The following is a 25,513-nucleotide window of genomic DNA, read 5'->3' as shown; positions in this document are numbered from 1 at the left end:
AATGGGCTATAGCCAAGCGGTAAGGCAACGGACTTTGACTCCGTCATGCGCTGGTTCGAATCCAGCTAGCCCAGCCATTTAAGAGCCATTAGCTCAGTTGGTAGAGCATCTGACTTTTAATCAGAGGGTCGAAGGTTCGAGTCCTTCATGGCTCACCATTTTTTGCGGAAGTAGTTCAGTGGTAGAATACAACCTTGCCAAGGTTGGGGTCGCGGGTTCGAATCCCGTCTTCCGCTCCAACCTGGGGCCTTAGCTCAGCTGGGAGAGCGCCTGCCTTGCACGCAGGAGGTCAGCGGTTCGATCCCGCTAGGCTCCATACAGTTAAAAAAGCTTGAAGTCTAATATTAGACTTCAAGCTTTTTTTGTTTATATATCCATTTTAATTTTTCTACATACAATTCGCTGCTATGCCGAATACAACATGACCGTTACTTGCTTTCTCTTTTTGTTTTAAACCTTGCATGTGGCAGGAAAGGACCCTGATCACTTCTATGCATGGCCAGATGCTCTCGCCCGCCTAAAAAGAAAGGTATATATTTTTGACGACTCTAACTTTAATATTGAGGATGAAGGGAGTTATTTCATGTGAAGATTATTATTGCGTCCGATTCTTATAAAGAAAGTTTAACGGCATTAGAAGTGTGTAAAGCAGTAGAAAAAGGGTTTCGCTCTATATATCCAGAGGCAGAGTATATAAGAATTCCTATTGCAGATGGCGGGGAAGGGACAGTACAAGCACTTGTTGATGCGGTGCAAGGGAAAATCGTAAAGGTCCCTGTGACAGGCCCATTAGGAAACGTAGTAGAAGGATTTTACGGCCTTTCTGCGGATAAACAGACTGCTTTTATTGAAATGGCAGCGGCTTCTGGTTTACATCATGTTTCACTTGAGAAAAGGAATCCACTTTTAACGACAACAAGAGGGACGGGAGAACTCATTTTACATGCGTTAGAACAAGGGGTTCATCGTATTATTTTAGGGCTTGGAGGAAGTGCTACAAACGATGGAGGAGCAGGAATGTTATCTGCGTTAGGTGTACGTTTTTTTGATAGCAATAATTGTGCTATAGATCCAAGTGGAGGAAATTTAGATTGTATTACTTATTTTGATATATCACAGTTAGATTCTCGTTTAGCGCATGTTAAAATTGAAGCAGCTTGTGACGTTGCAAATCCTTTAACAGGGGTGACAGGGGCATCGTTTATATTTGGAAGACAAAAAGGGGCTACAGAGGAGATGGTAGAGCGATTAGACTGTAATTTGAAGCATTATGCGAGGTTAATTAAACAAACCCTTCATATTGATATTGAATTTGTTCCAGGAGCAGGTGCTGCGGGAGGACTTGGAGCAGCTATTGTTGCTTTTTTACATGGTACGCTCAGAAAAGGGATTGATATTGTACTTGATTACACGAATTTTAATGTTCATTTGCAAGATGCGGATTTAGTGATTACAGGAGAAGGAAGAATTGATGAACAGACAATCTATGGAAAAGCTCCTATAGGAGTAGCAAAACGAGCTAAAGAGTATAATCTTCCTGTTATTGCAATTGCCGGAGCTGTTCATCCGAATCATACCCCTATTTATGAAAAAGGCATTGATGCTGTATTTAGTATTGTTTCAGGAGCAATGACATTAGAAGAAGCATATGAAATGGGAAAAGAAAATATTTATATAACAGCGCGAAATATTGCGGCTGTATGGAAACTAGGATTACAAAAACGTCCCTACTCGTAAGGGGCGCTTTTTTTATCCCGCTATTTGTGGGCAGTAAGACCCCCACCTCAAGATTCAGAGAGAAGCAAAGAAGATAGGTAGGGGATAACTGCCCGTAAAAGCCCGATTGGTTTAACTAACCGTCAGTGGGGGATGAAGAAAACCCCCACTGACGGAAGTTTCACTTTATGCATATTTTAGTGAAAAAGTCTTAATGTATTGCTTCTTTGTAATGTATTAAGTGTATATAAATACAAAAAAATGTCGAGTTGAGTCAGATAATATAAAAGATTTAAAATATTTAGTGAAAGCATAAAAGGGGGAATCATCTATGAAGAAAGAAATTTCAATTGTGGGAGTACCGATGGATTTAGGACAAATGCGTCGTGGTGTTGATATGGGTGCGAGCGCGATTCGTTATGCTGGAGTTATTGAAAGAATTGAAAATATAGGATATAACGTAGAAGACTTAGGAGATATATGTATTGAAAGAGAAGTTCAAATAAATGAAAATGAAAAATTACGAAATCTTGAACAAGTTGTAAAAGTATGTCATGAGCTAGCAAGTAAAGTCGATAGCATTATTGAGAAGAAAAGCTTTCCACTTGTATTAGGCGGCGATCATAGCATTGCGATTGGAACGCTTGCTGGTATTACGAAACATTATAAAAATCTTGGTGTTATTTGGTACGATGCACATGGAGATTTAAATACAGAGGAAACATCTCCATCTGGGAACATTCATGGTATGTCATTAGCTGCAAGTTTAGGACATGGTCATCCGTCACTTGTTAATTTATACGGTGAGTATCCGAAAGTGAAAAAAGAAAATGTAGTTATTATCGGTGCTCGTTCTTTAGATGATGGAGAGAAAGAGTTTATTCGTAAAGAGGGTATTAAAGTTTTCACTATGCATGAAATTGATCGCATGGGAATGACAGCGGTTATGGAAGAAACAATCGCATACTTATCACATACAGACGGCGTACATTTATCTTTAGATTTAGATGGCCTTGACCCACATGATGCACCTGGCGTAGGTACACCGGTTGCTGGTGGTTTATCGTATCGTGAAAGTCATTTAGCAATGGAAATGTTAGCTGAATCTGGTATGATTACATCTGCTGAATTTGTAGAAGTAAATCCGATTTTAGATGAAAAAAATAAAACAGCAATTGCAGCTGTAGCGTTAATGGGATCTTTATTTGGTGAAAAGTTGAAATAATTTAAAAAAGCAGCTGAAAAGCTGCTTTTTTTACTTTAAAACAAAAATACAGTGGCATATTATGTTTATCCCGCTATTTGCGGGCAGTAATACTCCCACCTCAAAATTTAGCAAAAACATTGTCCAGTTCCAGAGGCGTGGGCGTCCTGCGATTCTGGGCGAGCCGTTTCCACTTTTCTATAGAAGTTAGGTGGGAGATAAACTGCTGGCATGCGCCCGATTGGTGAGGGCTAATAATTAGTGGGGGATGAAGAAAATTCTCACTGATTAAAGTTTCACTTTATAATCTCTTCTTAAAGTCTGACATCTAACGATTACATGTCAGGTTTAGAAATGTGGTTTGAAATTGTGGTTCGTATAATGTATGTTATAATTAATTTGTTGTTGTAAATTACATATAGATGGAGGAAGGGTCAGAATGCCTTTTGGAGATATGAATGTTCTTTTGAAATATCTCAGCACTATAGTAGATATCGCCCTTGTATGGTTTGTTATATATAAATTGATTCTTGTAATCCGTGGTACAAAAGCTGTTCAGCTTTTAAAAGGAATTACAGTAATCATTATTGTTCGTATTTTAAGTAATTTCTTTGAATTGCATACGTTGCAATGGCTTATGGATCAAGCGTTAACTTGGGGATTTTTAGCGATTATTATCATTTTTCAACCAGAGTTAAGACGTGCTCTTGAACAGCTTGGACGGGGAAGTTTATTTTCACGTGGAAGCAATCAAGAGGAAGATGAACATGAGTCAGTGGTAAATGCTGTTGTAAAGGCAACAGAGTATATGGGAAAACGTCGTATTGGTGCACTTATTACAATGGCGAGAGAAACTGGTATGGGGGATTATGTCGAAACAGGAATCCCACTAAATGCAAATATTTCATCAGAGCTATTAATTAATATTTTTATACCGAATACACCGCTACATGACGGGGCAGTGATTATGCAAGGAAATATTATTAGAGCAGCAGCGTGTTATTTACCATTATCAGAAAGCCCATTTATTTCTAAAGAATTAGGAACACGTCATCGTGCGGCAATGGGTGTAAGTGAAGTAACAGATAGTTTAACAATTGTTGTTTCAGAAGAAACGGGACAAATTTCTTTAACAAAAAACGGCGAATTACATCGTGATTTGAAAAGTGAACAATTAAAGGAATTGCTTATGAAAGAATTAGGCGGAAACGTAAAACAGTCTTCTTCATCTTTGTGGAATTGGAGGAGAAAACGTCATGGATAAGTTAATGGATAACCATTGGTTTTTAAGAGGAATTGCATTATTATTAGCAATTATGCTCTACCTGTCAACAAACATAGATAAAAATGTATCAGATAATTTTAATCCATCGCCTTTTCCAGTAGGAGATACAACAGAAATAATATCTGGAGTCCCGGTATCTGCATATTATGATGAAGATAAGTATATTGTAAGCGGAATTCCTGAAAAAGTAAGTGTCACGCTTGAAGGACAAAATAATGTTGTGGCGGCTGCTAAAGTAAAACGGCAGTTTGAGGTATTTGTTAATTTGCGTGGTTATACGCCAGGGACATATGAAATCCCTTTAAAATATAGCGGTGTTCCAAGTAATTTACATTTAAAAGTTCAGCCAGCAAAAATACAAGTTACCATTAAAAAGAAAGAAGTGAAATCTTTTCCTGTAGAAGTGAAATATTTAAATGAGAATCAAGTGCAGGCAGGAACAGCTATAGATAAACCGATTGTTAAGCCAGGCACAGTAGAAGTAGCTGGTACAACAGAGCAACTTTCACAAATTGCTCTTGTGCGGGCGTATGTTGATTTGAAAGGTGTTAACAAAACAGTAACAAAAGAAGCAAAAATTGTATTGTATGATAAAGACGGGAATCAGTTAGATTTGAAAACAGGTTCTTCTACTGTCAATGTCACTGTACCAGTTTCATCACCTGAAAAAACAGTTTCCCTAGGTGTCACGAAAACGGGAAGCTTACAAGAAGGTATAACCGTAACGAGTATAAAAGTTGAACCAAGCGAAGTGGAGATTTATGGTTCGAAAGACGTACTTGATAATATTACATCTCTTGAGGGCATCGAAGTGGACTTGAGTAAAATTACAGAGTCAACTACCTTCGATGCCTCTGTTTCTTTACCTAAAGGTGTTACAAAAGCGGCACCTAGCCAAGTAAAAGTGACAGTTGAAGTACAAAAGCAACAGCGAAAAACAATAACTGACATTCCTTTACAGGTGAATGGGTTATCAGATTTATTAACAATGAAATTTTCTGATCCGCAAAATGGAAAAATCAGTGTTGATGTTTTTGGGGATGCAAGTGTTATAGAGAAGATGAGCGCAGAACAGATTAAAGCATCAATTAATATAGGAAATATGAGTGCAGGAACACATGACGTTCCGATTCAAATTAGTGGTCCCAATAATGTCACACTAGAATTAAAACAAAAAAATGCGAAGGTAGAGCTTGCAAAGAAGCAAGAAACAGGACATGAAGTGCAAGGACAGCCAGAGCAGCCAACAAATAAAGGAAATGAGCAAGAAAAAAGGAGCGAATAGCAATGGGAAAATATTTTGGTACTGACGGCGTACGAGGCGTTGCGAATGAGGAATTAACGCCTGAATTAGCGTTTAAGATCGGTCGATTTGGTGGCTATGTATTAACAAAAAACACAGAGCGTCCAAAAGTTATTATTGGCCGTGATACACGTGTGTCTGGACATATGTTAGAAGGCGCTTTAGTAGCTGGGCTATTATCAATTGGAGCAGAAGTAATGCGCCTTGGTGTTATTTCTACTCCTGGGGTTGCCTATTTAACGAAAGCATTAGATGCACAAGCTGGTGTAATGATTTCTGCATCTCATAATCCTGTACAAGATAATGGAATTAAGTTTTTTGGTCCAGATGGTTTTAAACTGACAGACGAGCAAGAAGAAGAAATTGAAGCACTATTAGATAAAGAAGTAGATGAACTTCCGCGCCCTGTTGGTACAGCTTTAGGTCAAGTAAATGACTATTTTGAAGGTGGACAAAAATACTTACAATACATTAAACAAACGGTGGATGAAGATTTCTCTGGCTTACATATTGCGTTAGATTGTGCACATGGTGCAACATCTTCTCTAGCACCATATTTGTTTGCTGATTTAGAAGCTGACATTTCTACAATGGGAACATCGCCAAACGGCATGAATATTAACGATGGTGTAGGTTCTACACATCCAGAAGTATTAGCAGCGTTTGTGAAAGAAAAAGGTGCCGATATTGGTCTAGCATTTGACGGAGATGGTGACCGTTTAATTGCTGTTGACGAAAAGGGAAATGTTGTAGATGGCGATCAAATTATATACGTTTGTGCGAAATATATGAACGAATCTGGAAAGTTAAAACATAACACAGTTGTTTCAACAGTTATGAGTAATTTAGGCTTCTATAAAGCGGTAGAAGCAAATGGCATTACAAGTAATCAAACAGCTGTTGGTGACCGTTACGTAATGGAAGAAATGAAACGTGGTGGCTATAATCTTGGCGGGGAACAATCTGGTCATATTATTTTCTTAGATTACATTACAACTGGAGATGGTATGTTAAGTGCACTTCAACTTGTAAACATTATGAAAATGACGAAAAAATCGTTATCTGAGCTTGCAAGTGAAATGAAAAAGTTTCCTCAATTACTTGTGAATGTTCGCGTAACAGATAAAAAACAAGCATTAGAAAATGAAAAAATTAAAGAAATCATTCGTGTTGTAGAAGAAGAGATGAATGGAGATGGTCGTATTCTTGTTCGTCCTTCTGGTACAGAGCCATTAATTCGTGTTATGGCAGAGGCGCCAACACAAGATCTTTGTGATCAATACGTAAGTCGTATTGTAGAAGTTGTAAAAGCGGAAGTTGGAGCTGAATAATAACCGAATGTTATTAAAAAAGGGGCACATTTGGTGCTCCTTTTGCATATACTTGTTATCTACAATGAAAAAATTTCATTGACGGTTTATTCCATTTGTTATAAGATGATTTTGTTCTTTTTCTCAGCAAAATAGGTTGAAGTAAGAAGCGCCAGAACTACCTGCGATGTAGTTGACGAGGAGGAGTTTATCGAGATTTCGGCGGATGGCTCCCGGTTGTTCATCACAACCGAAAGCTTTTACTTAAAGCACTGAGGTAACTCAATGGACAAAGGTGAAAGTGTGATGAGAGAAAAAGAACGGATTACACTAGCAGTATGAAGTATACAGGCTGAAACTAAAATGAGAGGAAGGTGAAAGCCGTTACAAGCTTACAAAGCTAGCGATATATAAATCCGTTTTTGGTATACAAAAATAAGATCAGGCTATGTCGTTATATGTTTATGAAAGAGCATAAGCATATTGTAACGGCGACTAATTATGTGTGGAATCGTAGGATTTATTGGGGAACAAGATGCAAAGGAAATTTTATTAAAAGGGTTAGAGAAGTTAGAATACCGCGGATATGATTCAGCTGGTATTGCAGTGCAAGCAGCGAACGGTGTTATTGTATTTAAAGAAAAAGGCCGCATTGCAAAACTTCGCGAAATCGTGGATGAAAATGTAGCAGCTAACGTGGGAATCGGTCATACACGTTGGGCAACTCATGGTGTTCCAAGTCAGGTGAACGCACATCCGCATCAAAGTACTTCAGAGCGCTTTACCCTTGTGCATAACGGTGTAATTGAAAACTATGAGTTATTAAAGAATGAATATCTTCAAGATGTAAACTTTGTAAGTGAAACAGATACAGAAGTAATCGTTCAGCTTGTAGAAAAACAAGTGAAAACAGGTTTGACGGTAGAAGAAGCATTCCGTAAAACATTAACACTATTACACGGTTCATATGCATTAGCATTACTTGATGCAGAAAACCCAGACATGATTTATGTTGCTAAAAACAAAAGTCCACTATTAGTGGGTACTGGAGATAACTTTAATGTTGTTGCAAGTGATGCGATGGCAATGCTACAAGTTACAGATCAATTTATCGAACTAATGGATAAAGAAATGGTTCTTGTAACAAAAGAAAAGATTACAATTCAAAATTTACAAGGTGAAACGATTGATCGTGCACCATATACAGCAGAATTAGATGCAAGTGACATTGAAAAAGGAACATATCCTCATTTCATGCTAAAAGAAATCGATGAGCAACCACTTGTAATTCGTAATATTATTCAAAAGTATCAAAATGAAGCTGGTGAGATCGAACTTGATGCAGAAATTCGCAATGCAATTTTAGAAAGCGATCGTGTGTATATCATCGCGTGCGGAACAAGTTATCATGCAGGTCTTGTTGGAAAACAATTCATGGAACGTTTTGCAAAAGTACCAGTAGAAGTACATGTAGCAAGTGAATTCTCTTACAACATGCCATTATTAACAGAAAAACCATTCTTCATTTACATTTCACAAAGTGGTGAAACGGCAGATAGCCGCGCAGTACTTGTGCAAACAAATGAAATGGGACATAAAGCATTAACAATTACAAACGTACCAGGCTCTACACTATCTCGTGAAGCGAATTATACATTGCCATTACATGCTGGCCCGGAAATCGCTGTAGCTTCTACGAAAGCATATACAGCACAGCTTGCAGTACTTGCAATCTTAGCAGCTGACATTGCCAAAGCAAAAGGTTTAGCAATTGGCTTTGATTTAATCAAAGAACTAGGTCTTGTTGCAAACGCAATGGAAGTACTTTGCGATCAAAAAGATGAAATGGATGCAATTGCAAAAGAATACTTAGCAACAACACGTAACTGTTTCTTCATTGGCCGCAGCGTTGACTTCTACGTTGGTTTAGAAGGCGCATTAAAGTTAAAAGAAATCTCTTACATCCAAGCAGAGGGCTTTGCTGGAGGAGAGTTAAAACACGGTACAATCGCGTTAATTGAAAAAGGTACACCAGTTATCGCACTTGCGACGCAAGAGCACGTAAACCTTGGAATTCGCGGTAACGTAAAAGAAGTAGCAGCACGCGGAGCAAACCCTTGCATTATCGCAATGAAAGGCTTAGAAATGGAAGGCGACCGCTTCATCGTACCAGCTGTACACGAGGCACTAGCACCGCTTGCAGTAGTAGTTCCATTACAGTTAATCTCATACTATGCAGCACTTCACCGCGAGTGTGACGTTGATAAACCACGTAACTTGGCTAAGTCGGTGACTGTTGAGTAAGAGTTTATAGATTTGGAACAAGCTGTGTAGATTTAAAATAAAGTTGCGAAGCTTTACCCCTTTGGATATGATTATCTGAAGGGGTGTTTTTGTGTCGAAAAGAAAAGAACATCTAAAATCGATAAGTGGATTAAAGAGGGTAGAGGAACGGGTAGTGGGGCAGATTATCAGCCTTGGTTTAAAATTCAAGATGTTTCCTCATTAGATCGATCAACAAGATTAAAAGGTATAAAGACTGCCAGACAACATGAGTTTTTATCGGATTTGGAACGGAACTACTTTTATTTAACTGAATTTTTCGATTTTATTTTAGATATTTATGAACAATTTTCTTTATTACCACAATAAGAGACAATTGTCATTGCTGAAGAGCTTGGGATTAAACACCTAGCTGATCCAAAAACAGGAGATCCAATTGTTATGACAACGGACTTTTTATTAACAGTTGATAAAGGACAAGGTGTATTTGAAGTAGCTCATACTATCAAAATGAAAGATAAGCTATTAGAAGAACGTGTGTTAGAGAGGTTTAAAATTGAACGGGAAAATCGCTCTTTGTCGATGTTAATATTATTATCGTTTGAAATTCGTGAATGGAAAGCTAAACACAGTTCTAAAGGGGTTCAGCATAGGGCAGAGGTTTTATCCCGCATTAACGGGCAGTAAGACTCCCACCTCGAAATTCGGCGAATGCATTGTCCAGCTCTAGCGGCTAGAATCTCCGGTCGTTTCGCCCCCTCAGACGAGGCAAAAAGCGCCTCTTTGTCGGGCGCTCCAACGTCCTGCGATTCTGAGCGAGCCGCTTCCGCCTTTCTTAAGAAGTTAGGTGGGAGATCAACTGCCCGTAAAAGCCCGATTGGTTCAACTAATAATCAGTGGGGGATGGAAAAACCCCCCACTGATTAAAGTTTCACTTTATTGAACAAATTAGATTACTAGACATTACGAGGGAGTTTATTAATGAAAATGAATGAAAAAACATATCTAAGCATAGAAGAGATTATTTCATTACCAACCTTATCAGGTACAAACATAAGTGATGATGGCAAAAACGTAGCATTTGTCAAGAAGACAGCTAACTGGAAAGACAATAAATATAGGAATCATGTATGGATATATGAAAAAGATAAGGGGCAGAGTTACCCATTAACAACTAGGGATATAGATAGTACATACCCATTATGGTCTCCAGATTCTAGGAATATCGCATACCTTAGCCCGGTTGGTGACGGGGATAATAAGAAAAATCAGATCTTTGTTAATTCAATAGATGGTTATAGTGGGGTTCAAATTACTGATGAAAAAGAAGGGGTCAGTAAATTTAAATGGGAGCCTACTGGCAAGGGTTTTTATTATGTTGCACAGTCAAAAGAATCTGAGGTGATAAAGAAACGTAAGGAACTGTATGGAAATTTCCATCATATAGGTAAGGAATACCAGAATAATTGTTTATACTACATTGAAATAGAAAAAGTAATACAAAATGATAAATATGAACACGAAAATAGCGTTGTTTATCAACTAACTGATGGGAAGGATTTTCATATCCATGAATTTGATATTTCAAATGATGGGAAAAAGGTTGTATTTATGGCTACACCAAGCCCAAATATGGGAGATTATATTAATGGAGATCTATACATACTAGATATTAACGCTGGAGAGCTACAAAAGATGAATATAGATAAGTTGTTGGGAGGGAGCGTTTGCTTTTCTCCTGAAGGCAGCAAAATATGTTACTCAGCAAGTATAAGGGAGAAGGATTACTATAAGACCCATATACAAGATAGTACATTAGAGATATATGATATTAATAATGGAGAGCTAATTCAACCTTTAACAGATTTTGATAGTACGGTTATTCCATTACGGTGGACAGCTAAAGGAATTTTAATTAGATGGCAGAATAAAACTAATTATCTTATTGGGTTGCTATCTGAGGATGGCACTGTGGAAATGTTAAGTGAAAAAGCAGATAGCTTTATAATGGATGCTTCTATAACAAGGGATGGAAATCATATATCCTATAATAAGGCTATAACAAATGAAACCTTTGAAATCTATTTAGACGATAAAAAAATAACGAATGAAAATAGCTTTTTCAAAGGAAAGCTTAAAAGTAACAGGGAAATAATCTCATGGCAAAGTAGTGATGGCCTTGAAATAGAGGGTGTTTTATCAACCCCAGTAGAGTTTGACGTAAATAAAAAATATCCCTTATTAGTGGTAATCCATGGTGGTCCGGCTTGGGCATCCTTTCCAATATTTTCAGACTGTTTTAATGAGAAATATCCTATTGAACAGTTTATCGAAAAAGGCTTTATAGTTTTAGAACCAAACTACAGGGGAAGTTCTGGTTACGGTAATGAATTCTTAAAAGCAAACTATAGAAAACTGGGAATTGGTGACTACGATGATGTTATATCTGGAGTGGATAAACTAGTTGACAAAGGGATAGCAGATAAAGATAGAGTAGGGGTTATGGGATGGAGCAACGGGGGATATATATCAGCTTTCTGTTCTACGTTTAGTAGTAGATTTAAAGCTATTTCAGTTGGAGGTGGAATTACGAATTGGAGTACCCATTATGTAAATACAGATATACCTTACTTTATTAGGATGTATTTAGGAAATAATCCATGGAATGATCCAGAGATATATACTAAAACATCACCAATGACATATATTAAATCAGCCTGTACTCCCACTTTAATCCAACATGGCGAAAAGGATGCAAGAATTCCAACTCCAAATGCATATGATCTATATCAAGGATTAAGGGATATGGAAGTTGATACAGAATTAATTATATTTAAAGGAATGGCATATAGTTCTGACCAGCCAGGAATTAATGTAGCTATTATGAAGCAGAATTTGATGTGGTTTTCAAACTATATTCTTGGAGAAAGTATGAAAGATTTTAGGGTTTTATAATGGATATCCTCACAGGATACATAAGGATGAAACAGTCTTTATAAGGAAGTTTTTTTTCTTATTTAGCCTGTGATTGTAGCTCTATGATTATTTAAAGGGTTGTTTTTATGTCGAAAAGAAAAAGAACATCTGAGATTGAACAGTGGATTAAACAAGGTCGAGGGACCGGTATTGGAGTAGATTATAAAAGATTCAAGATGTATCTTCAAAGGGTCGTTCCACTCGTTTAAAAGGAATAAAAACAAACAGACAGCATGAATTTCTGTCGGATTTAGAACGCAATTATTTTTATTTAACTGGGTATTCGAATTATATTATTGCTGGCCGCAGAACAGATTTCGAAAAAATAGAGAAACTACATATGCAGTAAGGCTTGAAATGAAAAGAGATAAAGCAATTGAACTATTACACTATGATAATTTATATAATTTCACTTTGGATATTATCGGAAATAATTCTTATTGATGACTTAAAGCAGAGTCAAAGGTTAATTACAGCTCATGAATCGGGAGTAAAAATAAGATTGCAAAACATTTTAAAATATAACAACGTAGGTTTAAGAGTATTTGAAAAAACAATCGACCGAATAGAACGAATGATGAGAGGGATGGGAAAATGAGCGATACAAGGACCAAATTGATGCTGGATTTGCAAAGAATTGAGAAGGATGAGTATCAGTTACGCGAAGGTGAGCAGCATCAAGATTTCTTACCTTTGTTACTTCAATATATTGGCGATCCTCAGCCAGAATTACGGGATAACCTGATTTATCCGATGTTTTATATGTGGATTAAGGAAGAGAATAGGTTCAGTGAAGAGGAGTTGCGTAGCCTCTTAACTGTTCTGACTGATGAGAACCATTTGTTCTATAATATTGGCAGCGAGGGCGATCAGTCAGTTTTTACAAGGACGTTCTCTGCCTTGCCTATCGTTTTGATTGTGCAACGTCACAGACAGAATCCATTTTTCAATCAAGCGGAAATTGAGCAATTAATGCATGCAATGCTCCGTTATTATAAAGAGGAGAAGGATCTGCGAGGTTACCTTTCAGTAGGAGGCTGGGCTCACAGCGTGTCTCACGGTGCGGATGTTTTTGTCGAGCTGGTGCAGTGCGAGGAGAGCAGCGTCGCACTGCTGCGTGAGGTTCTTGTCGCTATTTCTGGCATGCTTCATAATGGTAGACACATTTTTAGCGATGAGGATGATGAGCGGTTGGTCAACATCGTGGATACGATGATTGACAAAGAGTTACTTCCACATCAAGAAATCGCTGATTGGATTAGCGGCTTAGCGCAATGCTGCAATTTGCCGAGAAGTCGCAGTCAGGTGATTGCTCGCGTGAACAGCAAGAATTTTTTACGCAGTCTCTATTTCAGAAGGGGACAAGATAGCCGAGGGAAGGAGCTTAACACTGTCATGCTTGGTACTGAGGCAAAATTGAACAGGTTTTCTATCAGTTAAAGGATTAGAGGGATTGCCCCTTTTTATGTCAAGAAAAACAAATGGAGGAAATATCATAGAAATGATCAAACTTTTTTATAAAAGAATGATTCAATAAAATATATTAAGAGAGTGTTTTGATTAATTTTTTTTCAAAACACGCTCTTTCTTTTTGCTTGTTTATCAAGGCTATTAGTATTAATTTGATCAATCTTTATTCTAAAGCTACAGCTGTGGATTTGAAATAAAGTTACAATGTCTCCCCTCCTTTAGATATGATTATCTAAAGGGGTATTTTTTATGGTAAAAAGGAAAAGAATATCTGAAATAAAAAAGTACTATTGTAGATTTAAAACAAAGTTTAATCGTTTGTAATAAAATTACCCCGTTTATAAAAAGGTTAATCAAAATATTGGTTTGTACAATGAAGTTGTTTAAAAATATCAAATATGTTGTTTCATTAAAAGGGCCAGATTGTGGAAGAGTGAGCTTATAGATGATATGGATATTTTTTGAGGAATACAAATTTAAACTAACTAAAGTTTTTTTAAAAACGTTTTACTCTCTATTAAGTGCGGAGAACTCTACCACAAGTAACGGCAAACCAAAGCCTTAACCCTTGCAAGAAGCTGAGTTAAGGCTTTAGTTTTTGTGTATTCCTAGGGCCTAGTGGAAGGACTTATTACTTTTTTATTAGCTTTAAATAGTTTATAATTATCAGATAATACTAGATATTTTACTCTATAAATAATTATAATAGAATATGATATGGTTATAGTTGAGACAGAAAAGGTGTGTTCCTAGGGGGGGTCTAGGTGGCGCCTTGCTTTTTGTGACATCTAAGCAGGAGTGCCTACTCTTTTTTGTAAATATGGGGGATGAGGAAGGTTATCATGAGCAAAATGCAGAAAAAAACAGACGTTATCTTAATTGGTGCCGGGGTCATGAGCGCGACTTTGGGATCATTACTGAAAGAGTTAGCACCTGAATGGGAAATCAAAGTCTTTGAAAAACTCGCAAATGCAGGAGAAGAAAGCTCTAACGAATGGAATAATGCAGGTACGGGCCATGCTGCACTATGCGAGCTTAACTATACATCCGAAAAATCTGATGGATCTATAGATATTAGTAAAGCTATAAAAATTAATGAACAGTTTCAGCTTTCAAGACAGTTTTGGTCTTATCTTGTAAACAGCAATCTGATTCGTAATCCGCAGGACTTTATCATGCCAATACCTCATATGAGTTTAGTACAAGGGGAAAAAAATGTATCGTTTTTGAAAAAACGTTTTGAAGCGCTTTCAAACAATCCGCTGTTTCAAGGGATGGAATTTTCTGATGACCCTGAAAGGCTGAAGGAATGGATTCCGCTGATCATGGAAGGTCGTACATCGAATGAACTGATGGCGGCAACAAAAATCGACTCTGGAACGGATGTCAACTTTGGTGCTTTAACACGTATGTTGTTTGACCACTTACAGAGTAAGAACGTCGAGATAAACTACAAGCATAGTGTTAAGGATATTAAACGTACTAGCGGTGGCTCGTGGGAAGTGAAAGTGCATGATATCGATAGCGGTAAAATCGAATACCATACTGCAAAATTTGTCTTTATCGGTGGTGGGGGCGGAAGTCTGCCTTTACTACAAAAAACCGGTATTCCTGAGTCAAAACATATTGGAGGATTCCCGGTAAGCGGACTATTTATGGTATGTAACAATCCGGAAGTTGCAGCGCAGCATCATGCAAAAGTATACGGTAAAGCTAAGGTTGGCGCTCCGCCAATGTCTGTTCCGCATCTTGATACAAGATATATCGACAACAAAAAAACATTGCTGTTTGGACCGTTTGCCGGCTTCTCACCAAAGTTCTTAAAAACTGGTTCAAATTTTGATTTGATAGGTTCCGTAAAACCGAATAATGTCTTCACTATGTTGGCTGCAGGCGTAAAAGAGATGGCATTGACAAAATATTTAATCCAGCAAGTTATGTTATCGAATGAAAAGCGCATGGAAGAATTACGCGAGTTTATTCCGAACGCCAAAAGCGAGGATTGGGATATAGTGGTAGCCGGCCAACGTGTGCAAGTTATCAAAGATACTGATGCTGGTGGTAAAGGAACACTTCAATTTGGTACGGAAGTTGTTAGTGCTGCTGATGGCTCGGTAGCTGCATTGCTCGGCGCTTCTCCAGGTGCTTCTACTGCCGTTCACGTTATGCTTGAGGTATTAGAAAAATGTTTCCCACAACATATGAAAGAGTGGGAAACGAAAATAAAAGAAATGATTCCTTCTTATGGTGTGTCACTAGTGGAAAACCCTGAGATTTTCCAAGAAGTTCATCATTCAACAGCGCAGACGCTGGGTCTACACGAAAAAGAAACGGTCTATTGTTAATTCTTTGGATGTAGAAACAAAGGTATTTAATGAAAAAATTTAAGTAACAAAAGTTGTTTGAAAATAAAATAGTTATTTAAAAATTGAGGCGATATGAAAGATTTCATATCGTCTTTTTCCATATTATATAATAAACGCATAGAATATTCAGTTATTTAATGTTTTACAAACGAGCAGTATGGAGGAAGAAAAATGAAGATAATAGAGCTACCAATTGAATGTGAATGTAATGGACAAAAAAATTACATTTATCCTAGCTTAATTATATTGAATAATGAACTAACCTTGGTCGATACAGGGTATGCAAATTTTTTAACTTTAATTGAAAATGAAATTTTAAAAAATGGATATGAAATGAAGGATTTAAAGAATATAATCATTACTCATTATGATGATGATCATATAGGTTCCTTATATGATTTCAAAGAAAAGTATCCTTGGATTAACATTATAGCTAGTGAAATTGAATCCAAATACATTAGTGGTGAAATGAAGTCAGAGAGATTGGTTCAAGCTGAAGAAATGCTAGAAAGTATGCCAAATGAAGAAGTCGAATTTGGTAAATGGTTTATACAGCAATTAAAGAATTTGAAGCATGTTTCAATTGATGAAAAGGTACATGATGGTGATATGATTTTAGATAACAAATGTAGAGTAGTAGCAACACCAGGGCATACTTCAGGGCATATTTCATTATATTTTCCAAGTTTAAAAAGTATAATTACAGGTGATGCAGCTGTTAATGAGGGGCATGAATTGGTCATTGCTAATCCACACTTTTGTTTAAGTGTTGAGAAAGCAGAATGGTCTTTGAGAAAGATTAGAAACCTTAAAGTTGAAACTTACTATTGTTATCATGGCGGGAAATTTTCTAATTATTGAAGTCTCCAAAGCACCAGTGCTTTGGAGAGCTGTTTATTCAAAAAATAGATATAAGTTGCTTGGTTTTATGACTTCATCTCCTGCATAAATGAACCAGTCTGTTAAGGGCTCGAAATCTAGATTGTATGAAATCCCTTCAGTCATATGTTCGATAAAAAATGGATGGTTAATGAGTACTCCGTGAATGTTGTCTTCTGTGATGTTCTTCATTCCAAACCACATATGTTCACTTTTAACTTCTTCGTAATTTGTTGAATAATTAGATTCCTATATTTTACTGCGGTACATAAATAAAATAGGCCGTGAATATACTGTGGATATGTTGTATGACTTTAATAAGGATAGGAGTGAATAAGCAATTATAAAACAAAAGATACGCGTTCTTATTTCCGGTGCGAGCATTGCTGGGCCAGCACTAGCTTACTGGCTTCATCGCTATGGTTTTGATGTGACTATAATAGAACGTGCGCCCGCATTGCGCCCAGGTGGATATGGTGTTGATATCCGTGGTGTAGCCGTTACGGTGCTTAAGCGGATGGGGATTCTCGATCAAGTTCGTGCAGCTGACACGCGCATGACTGGTGTTTACTTCGTGAACAGCAAAGGTAAAATCGAAGGTAAAATAAGTGAAGCGAGTATGGGGAACCAGCAGGATCTGGATATTGAAATCATGCGTGAGGACTTTAGTAATATTTTGTACGACTTGACCAAGGATACGATCGAATATATTTGGGACGATTCGATTACCGCTATACATGAGACTGAAGCAGGAGCAGAAGTCCAATTTGTTCGTGGCAAGCCGCAGATATTTGATTTGGTTATCGGCGCGGACGGGCTCCATTCCAATGTGCGTACCTTAATTTTTGGAGGCAAAGAACAATTTAAACGTACTCTTGGCTGTTATATCGCAATTTTTACCCTCAAGAATTACCTTAACCTTGATCACCGCCAGCTACTTTATACGATGCCAGGCAAAACTGTAGGTATGTACAGTGCCCGTGATAATACTGAAGCAAAAGGTATGTTCTTGTTCAAATCAGAGGTACTGAAGTATGACCGATATAATGTGGAAGCCCAAAAGAAACTGGTAGAAAATGCTTTCCAGGGTCATACAGGTTGGGAAACTCCGCATCTACTCAAAGCTATGAAAGAGGCAACAGACTTTTACTTTGATGAGATTTGCCAGATTCATATGCCGACATGGTCAAAAGGTCGGATTACATTGGTAGGTGATGCGGCGTATGGCCCATCACCACTTTCGGGTCAAGGCTCTAGTCTAGCAATTGTTGGAGCTTATGTACTAGCTGGTGAACTGAAAGCTGCGCATGGCAATTACGAGCGTGCCTTTGTTGCCTACGAAAAAGAGATGAAAGAGTTTGTTGAGGAAAACCAAAAAATAGGGCTGGTAGCTGCTGGAAGTATGATCGAAACTTCAAACTCCAAAATCTTATTGCGCAATTTCATGTTACGTGTACCTATCCTTATGGGTGTAATGTTTAAAATGGTTACAAAAATGATGGCGAAAGCTTCCAATGCGATTGAACTGAAAGATTATTGATATGGATATTTACTGTTGAGTGATAATAAAGTATTTCTAATACTGTCCGTTTTTAATGAAATTTTATTTCGAAGCTACGCAATTATATTAATTATCAATAAAGTCATTTAAAAACACACCAAGAGAGATATCATGATGACATCTCTTTTGATGTGTTTTTTGTAATGTGTAATAAGAAAAAATTTCAGCTCTAAGTGTCCGATGAAAATAAAGTTGTAGACTGAACTGTAATTTGATCAATTAAGTTAACGAAAAGATTATGAAGGTGGGAATGAGGGGAACTTATGGATTCAAGGAAAGCATCTTTGAGCTTCGAGAAAGTCAATTGTGGTGGTTTTCATGGAGGTGCTACTTATACAATTATCGTTAACAGGCTTCGAGCTGCTGGTTGTGTTTTCGCTGAAGATGAAGCTCAGTTGCTCATCTTTGCGGCCAGGACGCCGAAAGATCTCACTGCTATGGTGGACCGACGAGTAACTGGTTTGCCCCTCGAACACGTTATCGGCTGGACGGAGTTCTGTGGTTTGCGGATAGCGGTGGACCCGGGAGTCTTCGTACCCCGTAACCGCACTGAGTTTCTCGTCCGCCAAGCTGCCGCCCTTACCCGGCCAGGATCTATCGTAGTTGACTTATGTTGTGGCTCAGGGGTGTTGGGCGCTGTACTAGCCGCAATGCAGGAACGGATTGAATTATACGCCTCTGATATTGACCCCGCTGCGGTGCGGTGCGCTTTGCGCAATATCACTGCTGCTGGTGGTTACGTGTATGAAGGTGATCTATATGAACCGTTGCCCGCCGTACTGCAGGGCCGCATCGATGTCCTGGTTGCGAACGCACCCTATGTACCCACTGAGGCAATCGGGCTGCTACCCCCAGAGGCTCGCATACACGAGGCGCGTGTGGCGCTTGACGGGGGAACGGACGGGCTTGATATACAGCGGCGGATGGCAGCTGAGGCGCCAATTTGGCTGGCACCTGGCGGTCATTTGCTTGTTGAGACGAGTGAGCAGCAGGCGCCGCATACCGTCGAGATATTTATCCGTAACGGACTAATAGCGCAGGTGGCCAGTTCTGAAGAGCTGGATGCCACTGTGGTCATCGGAACCAAGACAGCCTATTTGTTGCAAAATAAAAGTACATAGTGAGGCAATGAAAACGTAGAGGGGAGGATCACACAAAAAATACGACGGGCTTGCATACCCGTCGATTTTTTATTTGCATACTAATTTAGTCAGACGCTTATAGATCTCTACAATTTCTTCAAGCCTCATTCTTACTAACCCACTTGAGGATGGCGCAACAAAATCAATTGTTCCAGGTGTAACTGACCCAGACTGCTGTCCCCACGGAGCTACTTTTTGTCCGCTATATTCTAGATAAACACCTTTCCCAACAAAACAAACTACTTTTGGTTTTAACCGTATAATTTTTTATTTTAAAATTTCTTTTCCTTCTTTGTATTCTTCCTTTGTGATTTCATCCGCTGCCTTAGTTGGTCTTGCTACTATGTTTGTAAGCCCCATATCCAGATCCAACAGTTTATAATCTTCCGAAGCCTCATATTTTTTTGGGGTTAATCCTGCCTCATAGAGAATTTTCCAAAAGCGATTATTCGGATTGGCGAAGTGATGTCCTGTCTCACTTGAGCGAATGCTTGGATTAAAGCCGACAAATAAAATGTTTAAATCTTCTTTAACATAATCATTAACGGGGTTCAAGATTAAACCTCCTCTTTTATGAAATTTAAACGTATAAAGTTTTTTTAGTTTACCACAATTTCTGAATTACACTTCCTATTAAAAGATGTAAGAGGGCAGTTCAAGTGAATAAAATACGGAAAAAATTCATGATGTTCTGGGTGTTATATTAACGGCGGTTTCGCACGAGTGAGAGTGGATTCTACATCTACTTCTCCTCGTGTTTTTTTATTTCTTATGAGGAACAATTGCATCTTCTACTCCTTAATTAAGAAATAGTTAAGAAGTAGTTAAGTCCCATTTAAAGCTTTTTTCCCATAATAAAGTTATAAGCATACAAGAAGGTTGGTATTTTTAGATGAGTACAATAATCAAAACTATTCATGTAATGAAGGTATATGGCAATCAGTTAAACACCTTACTATAAAGGAGGGATTTGAAAATGTCTTTTTCTCAATTCAATATTGATATTTTTCGAGCAATCAATGATTTAGGTAGACAATATTCGTTCCTAAACTCAGCCATGGTATTTTTGGCGGAATATATGGTATATATTTTAGGTTTAATTGTTATAGCTTGTTGGTTTACCGGGTCCAGAAAAAATAGGATGATGGTTATTCAAGCGATGATAGCTTTCGTGGTAGCTGAGGTGATTGGAAAAATAGCAGGGAAATTTCACTTGAATTATCAACCATTTGCAGTATTGCCAGATGTTAATAAACTTGTCGACCATGCTGTAGATAATTCATTTCCTAGTGACCATACGATTCTCTTTTTTTCGATTTGTTTTTCGTTTTGGCTTGTTCGTAAAAAGACGGGGTGGTTATGGATTATACTTGCATTTTGTGTAGCAATCTCTCGTATTTGGGTAGGGGTTCATTATCCTTTTGACGTTGCAATAGGGGCTTTAATAGGATGTGTTTCAGCGTTATTTTCGTATTGGTTAGTACCGAAATTTTCTTTTATCAAGCAATTGCTTACTCTATATGAAAGAGTAGAGAAACATGTTTTACCATCCAAAAACAAATCAAAGGGATTTTGAGTATACAAGTATAAAAACCTTTAAAGAGGCTGAGCATAAATCTCAGCCTCTTAGTATATTGTTGTACTTATTCAGCTTTTTTCATAGCTCTCATAGATTCGGCCACTTTAACCATCATGGAACATTCGACTCTCTTACGGAAGATGTCACAACTGAAATCGTAGATTCCATTGATGGAGCCAGTTGCATGCAGTGCGTTGGCAGGGCAACCGCCACTGCAGTAAAGCTTCGCCCAGCAGTCCTGACATTCCGGCTTTGAGTAGCAATTGCTTTCTTTAAATTGGCACTGCGTCTCTTGTTTTGTGATTCCATCCCAGATGTTTCCCATACTGTATTCTTGGTCTCCGACGAATTGGTGGCAAGGGAAGAGCTCGCCCCATGGTGTGACAGCGAGATATTCGGTTCCTGAGCCGCATCCGGAAATTCTCTTTTGAATGCAAGGGCCTTCAGAAAGATCAAGCATGTAATGGTAGAAGGTGAAGCCATTGCCTTCTTCCCTACGCTTTAGCATTTCCTTGGCGAGAATTTCATACTGGTTGTAAATCTCAGGGAGGTCCTCCTCGGTCAGCGCGTATGGTTCCCGGGGATCACAGATGACCGGTTCCATCGAGAGTTTGTCGAAACCGAGATCTGCGATATGAAAAATGTCATTGGTGAAGTCGACGTTGTTGTGGGTGTAGGTTCCACGCACATAGTATTCTTGATCTCCACGCTTTTCGACGAATTCTTGGAACTTCGGAACGATATAATCGTAGCTTCCTTTTCCAGTTACTGTTTTACGCAGGTGATCGTGGACTTCTTTTCTACCATCAAGACTTAATACGACATTGTACATTTCCTTATTCAAGAAATCGGTGACCTCATCGTTTAAGAGCATGCCATTTGTAGTGAAGGTGAAGCGAAAAGTCTTTTTGTATTCTTTTTCTTTGCTTCTTGCGTAAGTGACAATCTGTTTAACAACTTTCCAGGCCATGAGCGGTTCTCCGCCGAAGAAGTCGACGTCGAGGTTTCGGTGGTGACCGGAGTTTTCCAATAAGTAATCAATAGCTCTTTTGCCAACCTCATAGCTCATAATCGCTCTGCTTCCATTGTATTTTCCTTGGCTGGCGAAGCAGTATTCACATGACAGGTTACATGTATGTGCGACATTGAGGCAGAGGGCCTTTACATAAGTTTGGCGATTTCTTAAATCAATTGAGAGATTCTTATATTCATCCTCAGTAAAGAGTTGCCCATCATTTTTCAGCTCTTCAATATCTGCGATTGTTTCTCGAATGTCATTCTCAGAAATGGCGGAATCATGTGCGTATTTTTCCAGCATTATTGTTACAATTTCTTCCGCAGAAGTATTCTCATAAAGCGCGATGATTTCATAGGCGAGATCGTCGACAACGTGTACTGATCCACTGTAGGTATCGAGTACGATGTTGTATCCGTTTAGTTTATATTGATGAATCATACTTGCTAATCAAGCTCCTTTTATCTATAAAGTGAAACTTCCTTGAATGGGTGTGAATACAGGATAAAAATGGCCGCCCATCTGGTAAGCAGTTGGGCGGTCCGTTTCTTGTTTTCTATCTGTTCAGTGTATTTTCGCACTTTTGATTTGCAACTCCGCAAGACGTTTTGCAAGCTGATTGGCAAGATGTTTGGCATGCACCACATCCACCATGTTTTACCGTATCCATCAGTTTACGAGTGCTTAGTGTTACGATTCTTTTCATAGCGTATAACTCCTTTTTAAGAATATTTTTTAAGAAACAAGCTCAATATTTGTGAATGTTTTCACATTTAAAGTTGCATTTTGTGAAATGTTTCACATTGATAGTTAAGCTTTGTGAGTACTTTCACATTAATTCCAGTAATAATTTTAACAACACCTTTGGTTCACGTCAATCATTCGTGATGTCTTGATACTGCAGAAATTCCACTTGATTGTACTTCTGCTTTTTCTTTACCGCGATTTGGGGAGTCTTGGGAGTACAAAACATTCTTACATAAGTTTAACTTGATAGGTATAAGATTCAGTCGGGATAAACTTGAAAGTGGACTATCTTACAAAACTGTCATCTTTATGTAAGGTTATTAGATAGTTTATTTTCAATTTTAATATAATAATAAATGAATATAAAGTGATAAAAATTACCTGGAATGTAATTCCCCAAAATATACAGGAGGATTCATGAATGAAAAATTTATGGATGTTTAAAAATAAAGTAGAGAAAAACAGTAATAAATTTGTAGATAAAATACCTAGTTTGGTATACCTTCTGCTATGTAGTATTGGTATCATGGTTCTCTTTTATGGAACACAAGCAATAGTGAGCATGGCGCTCCAATCTATCCAAGATCTAATTCCAAAAACTAGTTCCGCATATCGTTTTGGAGGAGTCATTCGTACTTTTATTGGAATATAGCTGCTGTTGTTAGTATATGTTTACATATTTAAGAACCCGATTTCGAGTATAGGATTTACAAGAGATCGGTCATATAGGGTTATGGCGAATATATTTAGTGGTGTAGCAATTGCTCTGTTTATCAATTTTGTAGGTATTTATATTTACGCTCTTATGTTTAATGTTCAAATCGGATTTACAGAGCAAATCTCTAATTTTAATGTTTATCCATATGTTTTATTATGTTTTGTTACTTACCTTATACAAGGCGGTGCAGAGGAACTTGTTTTTAGAGGTTTTTTAACGAAATGGCTCGTGAAAAAATACAATCTTTTGCTTGTTTTTCTTTTCACTTCTATTCTATTTTCTCTCATGCATTCCTTGGGTGGATTTAAGCCAATATTTTTGACGTATGCTCTTTGTTTGGGATTTTTATTATTTTTAGTTGCTGTTGATAGTAATTGCATATATAAAAGCATGGTAATTCATGGGGTTTATAACGCGTCCGAGACGCTGTTTAAATTTAACGATGACAGTATGGGGAGTGAGCATTTATTCTATGCAAATGCTCACATGGAGGCTTATCAGGATAAGGCCTATCTTATCATCTCAGCAATAGCACTCATTTTCTGTGTATATTATTTAATAAAACTACACAAAAAGAATCCAAAATGGTATTTCATGAGAAGCAACTAGGATTGCTAATTATAGTTTAGAAGACCCCATGACTATCAAGCTAATCTAACGATGTGATTCTAATCTGTAATTACGCTATCTTCAATGGCATATGCTTAGTAAGCTTTTTCTAGAGGTATCCGAAATAGTAAATCCGTCCGTTTATGATCTTAAGAACGGACGGATTTTTTTATTTCATAGATTTTGCTATTGCGGTGCTTGTGCGCGATACTTCCTTTGTAATGCTTTCAACTCTTCTACCAAATCTTCTCCAATCGCAGGCGCAAGCTTATCATATATGGGTAATAGTGCTGTTTCCCAATCTTTTCGTTGTTCATTGTTTAGTTCATGAATTTGAATCGATGAATTTTGTTTAATAAGTTCAAGTTGTTCTTTATTTATTTGCTCGGCTTGTTGATTATTCCAAGCGGTAGCTTCTTCCATTGCTTCCGTTAATATTTGCTTCGTTTTTGGGGTTTGCTGGTTCCAAGTTTTTTGATTCATCATGACAACATACCCTAAATATCCATGGTTACTAATTGTCAAATAGTTTTGAACGTTATAGAATTTTTTAGAGTAGATATTTGAGATGGTATTTTCTTCACCGTCAACTTTTCCTGATTCAATTAATTGATATGTAGAATTAAATGAATCTTGATGCGCGTTAACTTTTAATAAATCGAATTGGGATTGGATGACATTACTTTGCATAATGCGAAAAGATTGTCCTTGTATATCTTTTGGTGTATAAATGGGTCCTTTGTTTGAAGTAATTTGTTTAAAGCCGTTGGACCAGTGTGCAAGTCCTTTTATTCCATCTTTTTGTAAGGATTGAAGTAATTGTTCTCCAATTTTTCCATTTAAGCCTTCTTGTAAGGCTTCATAATTTGAAAAAGCAAATGGTAAATCAAGTACACCCCATTCAGGGGAGAACGTTCCAAGGTTTGATGTGGAAGGAGCAATAATTTGTACTTGTCCAGATTTTAAAGCACGAAATTCTTCTATATCAGAATATAAACTCCCGTTAGGAAAGACCTCTATTTTTATTTTACCATTTGATTTTTCATTCACGAGTTCCGCAAATTTGTTGGCAGCAAGTCCTTTCGGTGTGTTTTCTGCAACAACATGGCTAAATTTAAAGACGACCTGGTCTTTAAGTCCTTCTTGGTCATCGTCATATGAGAGTTCATTTTGAGGAGAATGCCTCTGATAATTAATAAATAAAGCGCTTGCAATAAAAGTGGTAAAAAGGAGTATAAAAGTAGCTGCTTTTTTCATCGTCGTTCTCCTTTTGAAGTTGTTATCCCGCTATTAACAGGCAGTAAGCCCCCACCTCAAGATTCAGAGAGAAGCAAGGAAGTTAGGTGGGGG

The 25,513-nt window shown here is 37.7% G+C and carries 18 protein-coding genes, 4 tRNA genes and 4 pseudogenes; 21 read left to right on the top strand and 5 right to left on the bottom strand.

Annotated features, from left to right (window positions below):
* Nucleotides 1-2 precede the first annotated feature (2 nt).
* The 16 genes and pseudogenes from BM350_RS22880 to BM350_RS22795 all read left to right on the top strand — a co-directional run bounded on the left by BM350_RS22880 (nucleotide 3) and on the right by BM350_RS22795 (nucleotide 16,774).
* Nucleotides 3-77: transfer RNA gene (locus BM350_RS22880), tRNA-Gln, on the top strand.
* Nucleotides 78-82: 5 nt separating this feature from the next.
* Nucleotides 83-158: transfer RNA gene (locus BM350_RS22875), tRNA-Lys, on the top strand.
* 6 nt (nucleotides 159-164) lie between these two features.
* Nucleotides 165-239: transfer RNA gene (locus BM350_RS22870), tRNA-Gly, on the top strand.
* A 4-nt stretch (nucleotides 240-243) separates the two neighbouring features.
* Nucleotides 244-316 (top strand) — tRNA-Ala (locus tag BM350_RS22865).
* 269 nt (nucleotides 317-585) lie between these two features.
* Nucleotides 586-1,737 carry a glycerate kinase gene (locus tag BM350_RS22860; protein WP_090917149.1) on the top strand — a complete coding sequence of 384 codons (1,152 nt, stop codon included), beginning with the start codon at nucleotides 586-588 and terminating at the stop codon, nucleotides 1,735-1,737.
* A 310-nt stretch (nucleotides 1,738-2,047) separates the two neighbouring features.
* A complete protein-coding gene (gene rocF / locus BM350_RS22855) occupies nucleotides 2,048-2,941 on the top strand; it encodes an arginase (RefSeq protein ID WP_090917153.1) in 894 nt (297 codons plus the stop codon).
* Between the two features lie 418 nt (nucleotides 2,942-3,359).
* Entirely contained in the window at nucleotides 3,360-4,184 is an 825-nt protein-coding gene (gene cdaA / locus BM350_RS22850; RefSeq protein WP_090917155.1) for a diadenylate cyclase CdaA, read from the top strand.
* A complete protein-coding gene (locus BM350_RS22845; protein WP_090917157.1) occupies nucleotides 4,177-5,490 on the top strand; it encodes a CdaR family protein in 1,314 nt (437 codons plus the stop codon). The genes cdaA and BM350_RS22845 overlap by 8 nt, the downstream gene beginning before the upstream one ends.
* Before the next feature lie 2 nt (nucleotides 5,491-5,492).
* Nucleotides 5,493-6,839 carry a phosphoglucosamine mutase gene (glmM, locus tag BM350_RS22840; RefSeq protein ID WP_090917159.1) on the top strand — a complete coding sequence of 449 codons (1,347 nt, stop codon included), beginning with the start codon at nucleotides 5,493-5,495 and terminating at the stop codon, nucleotides 6,837-6,839.
* A 480-nt stretch (nucleotides 6,840-7,319) separates the two neighbouring features.
* Complete coding sequence (gene glmS / locus BM350_RS22835) at nucleotides 7,320-9,122, top strand: glutamine--fructose-6-phosphate transaminase (isomerizing) (RefSeq protein WP_090917161.1); 1,803 nt, start codon at nucleotides 7,320-7,322, stop codon at nucleotides 9,120-9,122.
* A 75-nt stretch (nucleotides 9,123-9,197) separates the two neighbouring features.
* Nucleotides 9,198-9,668: pseudogene (locus BM350_RS28085) on the top strand (TnsA endonuclease N-terminal domain-containing protein); the annotation flags it as partial.
* Between the two features lie 414 nt (nucleotides 9,669-10,082).
* Complete coding sequence (locus BM350_RS22820; protein WP_090917163.1) at nucleotides 10,083-12,056, top strand: S9 family peptidase; 1,974 nt, start codon at nucleotides 10,083-10,085, stop codon at nucleotides 12,054-12,056.
* Between the two features lie 107 nt (nucleotides 12,057-12,163).
* Nucleotides 12,164-12,375: pseudogene (locus tag BM350_RS28080) on the top strand (transposase); the annotation flags it as partial.
* A gap of 296 nt (nucleotides 12,376-12,671) precedes the next feature.
* Nucleotides 12,672-13,517: a DUF2785 domain-containing protein gene (locus tag BM350_RS22805; protein WP_090917165.1), complete on the top strand. Its 846-nt coding sequence runs from the start codon at nucleotides 12,672-12,674 to the stop codon at nucleotides 13,515-13,517.
* Nucleotides 13,518-14,389: 872 nt separating this feature from the next.
* Nucleotides 14,390-15,892: a malate:quinone oxidoreductase gene (locus BM350_RS22800; protein ID WP_090917167.1), complete on the top strand. Its 1,503-nt coding sequence runs from the start codon at nucleotides 14,390-14,392 to the stop codon at nucleotides 15,890-15,892.
* A gap of 192 nt (nucleotides 15,893-16,084) precedes the next feature.
* A complete protein-coding gene (locus tag BM350_RS22795) occupies nucleotides 16,085-16,774 on the top strand; it encodes an MBL fold metallo-hydrolase (protein WP_090917169.1) in 690 nt (229 codons plus the stop codon).
* Nucleotides 16,775-16,807: 33 nt separating this feature from the next.
* Here BM350_RS22795 and BM350_RS22790 read toward each other — a convergent pair.
* Nucleotides 16,808-17,023: pseudogene (locus BM350_RS22790) on the bottom strand (DUF2314 domain-containing protein); the annotation flags it as partial.
* A 112-nt stretch (nucleotides 17,024-17,135) separates the two neighbouring features.
* Here BM350_RS22790 and BM350_RS22785 point away from each other — a divergent pair.
* Nucleotides 17,136-18,332 carry an FAD-dependent monooxygenase gene (locus BM350_RS22785; RefSeq protein ID WP_090917173.1) on the top strand — a complete coding sequence of 399 codons (1,197 nt, stop codon included), beginning with the start codon at nucleotides 17,136-17,138 and terminating at the stop codon, nucleotides 18,330-18,332.
* Nucleotides 18,333-18,616: 284 nt separating this feature from the next.
* Complete coding sequence (locus BM350_RS22780) at nucleotides 18,617-19,474, top strand: putative protein N(5)-glutamine methyltransferase (RefSeq protein ID WP_090917175.1); 858 nt, start codon at nucleotides 18,617-18,619, stop codon at nucleotides 19,472-19,474.
* A gap of 69 nt (nucleotides 19,475-19,543) precedes the next feature.
* Here the strand turns inward: BM350_RS22780 and BM350_RS22775 are convergent.
* A pseudogene (locus BM350_RS22775) lies at nucleotides 19,544-20,050 on the bottom strand (mismatch-specific DNA-glycosylase).
* A gap of 421 nt (nucleotides 20,051-20,471) precedes the next feature.
* On the opposite strand from BM350_RS22775, the gene BM350_RS22770 reads away from it, so the two are divergent.
* The gene (locus BM350_RS22770) at nucleotides 20,472-21,071 is read left to right on the top strand and encodes an undecaprenyl-diphosphatase (RefSeq protein ID WP_090917177.1); all 600 of its coding nucleotides are present in this window, start codon (nucleotides 20,472-20,474) and stop codon (nucleotides 21,069-21,071) included.
* A 67-nt stretch (nucleotides 21,072-21,138) separates the two neighbouring features.
* Here the strand turns inward: BM350_RS22770 and scfB are convergent, their stop codons facing one another.
* Together scfB and scfA are read right to left on the bottom strand one after the other, a co-directional pair.
* Entirely contained in the window at nucleotides 21,139-22,530 is a 1,392-nt protein-coding gene (gene scfB, locus BM350_RS22765) for a thioether cross-link-forming SCIFF peptide maturase (RefSeq protein WP_090917179.1), read from the bottom strand.
* A gap of 115 nt (nucleotides 22,531-22,645) precedes the next feature.
* Nucleotides 22,646-22,795 (bottom strand): six-cysteine ranthipeptide SCIFF, encoded by a 150-nt coding sequence (gene scfA / locus BM350_RS22760; RefSeq protein ID WP_090917181.1) that lies wholly within the window; start codon nucleotides 22,793-22,795, stop codon nucleotides 22,646-22,648.
* 462 nt (nucleotides 22,796-23,257) lie between these two features.
* Between scfA and BM350_RS27720 the strand changes: the two genes are divergently transcribed.
* Together BM350_RS27720 and BM350_RS22755 are read left to right on the top strand one after the other, a co-directional pair.
* Nucleotides 23,258-23,488, top strand: a complete 231-nt coding sequence (locus BM350_RS27720; RefSeq protein ID WP_244548060.1) for a hypothetical protein — start codon at nucleotides 23,258-23,260, stop codon at nucleotides 23,486-23,488.
* An 81-nt stretch (nucleotides 23,489-23,569) separates the two neighbouring features.
* Nucleotides 23,570-24,163, top strand: a complete 594-nt coding sequence (locus BM350_RS22755; RefSeq protein WP_244548059.1) for a CPBP family intramembrane glutamic endopeptidase — start codon at nucleotides 23,570-23,572, stop codon at nucleotides 24,161-24,163.
* 186 nt (nucleotides 24,164-24,349) lie between these two features.
* Here BM350_RS22755 and BM350_RS22750 read toward each other — a convergent pair whose 3' ends face one another.
* Nucleotides 24,350-25,420 (bottom strand): TRAP transporter substrate-binding protein, encoded by a 1,071-nt coding sequence (locus BM350_RS22750; protein WP_090917183.1) that lies wholly within the window; start codon nucleotides 25,418-25,420, stop codon nucleotides 24,350-24,352.
* Nucleotides 25,421-25,513: the final 93 nt, after the last annotated feature.

Origin of the sequence: Bacillus sp. 103mf, from assembly GCF_900116295.1 — a bacterium.
GTDB classification, from domain to species: Bacteria; Bacillota; Bacilli; order Bacillales; family Bacillaceae_G; genus Bacillus_A; species Bacillus_A bruguierae.
This window is presented reverse-complemented; position numbering and strand designations above follow the sequence as displayed.

What these genes read in the sequence shown, in the direction of transcription:
- rocF (WP_090917153.1), top strand. Translation starts at nt 2,048, where the DNA reads ATGAAGAAAGAAATTTCAATTGTGGGAGTACCGATGGATTTAGGACAA.
- cdaA (WP_090917155.1), top strand. Translation starts at nt 3,360, where the DNA reads ATGCCTTTTGGAGATATGAATGTTCTTTTGAAATATCTCAGCACTATA.
- BM350_RS22845 (WP_090917157.1), top strand. Translation starts at nt 4,177, where the DNA reads ATGGATAAGTTAATGGATAACCATTGGTTTTTAAGAGGAATTGCATTA.
- glmM (WP_090917159.1), top strand. Translation starts at nt 5,493, where the DNA reads ATGGGAAAATATTTTGGTACTGACGGCGTACGAGGCGTTGCGAATGAG.
- glmS (WP_090917161.1), top strand. Translation starts at nt 7,320, where the DNA reads ATGTGTGGAATCGTAGGATTTATTGGGGAACAAGATGCAAAGGAAATT.
- BM350_RS22820 (WP_090917163.1), top strand. Translation starts at nt 10,083, where the DNA reads ATGAAAATGAATGAAAAAACATATCTAAGCATAGAAGAGATTATTTCA.
- BM350_RS22805 (WP_090917165.1), top strand. Translation starts at nt 12,672, where the DNA reads ATGAGCGATACAAGGACCAAATTGATGCTGGATTTGCAAAGAATTGAG.
- BM350_RS22800 (WP_090917167.1), top strand. Translation starts at nt 14,390, where the DNA reads ATGAGCAAAATGCAGAAAAAAACAGACGTTATCTTAATTGGTGCCGGG.
- BM350_RS22795 (WP_090917169.1), top strand. Translation starts at nt 16,085, where the DNA reads ATGAAGATAATAGAGCTACCAATTGAATGTGAATGTAATGGACAAAAA.
- BM350_RS22780 (WP_090917175.1), top strand. Translation starts at nt 18,617, where the DNA reads ATGGATTCAAGGAAAGCATCTTTGAGCTTCGAGAAAGTCAATTGTGGT.
- BM350_RS22770 (WP_090917177.1), top strand. Translation starts at nt 20,472, where the DNA reads ATGTCTTTTTCTCAATTCAATATTGATATTTTTCGAGCAATCAATGAT.
- scfB (WP_090917179.1), bottom strand. Translation starts at nt 22,530, where the DNA reads ATGATTCATCAATATAAACTAAACGGATACAACATCGTACTCGATACC.
- scfA (WP_090917181.1), bottom strand. Translation starts at nt 22,795, where the DNA reads ATGAAAAGAATCGTAACACTAAGCACTCGTAAACTGATGGATACGGTA.
- BM350_RS27720 (WP_244548060.1), top strand. Translation starts at nt 23,258, where the DNA reads ATGAAAAATTTATGGATGTTTAAAAATAAAGTAGAGAAAAACAGTAAT.
- BM350_RS22755 (WP_244548059.1), top strand. Translation starts at nt 23,570, where the DNA reads ATGGCGAATATATTTAGTGGTGTAGCAATTGCTCTGTTTATCAATTTT.
- BM350_RS22750 (WP_090917183.1), bottom strand. Translation starts at nt 25,420, where the DNA reads ATGAAAAAAGCAGCTACTTTTATACTCCTTTTTACCACTTTTATTGCA.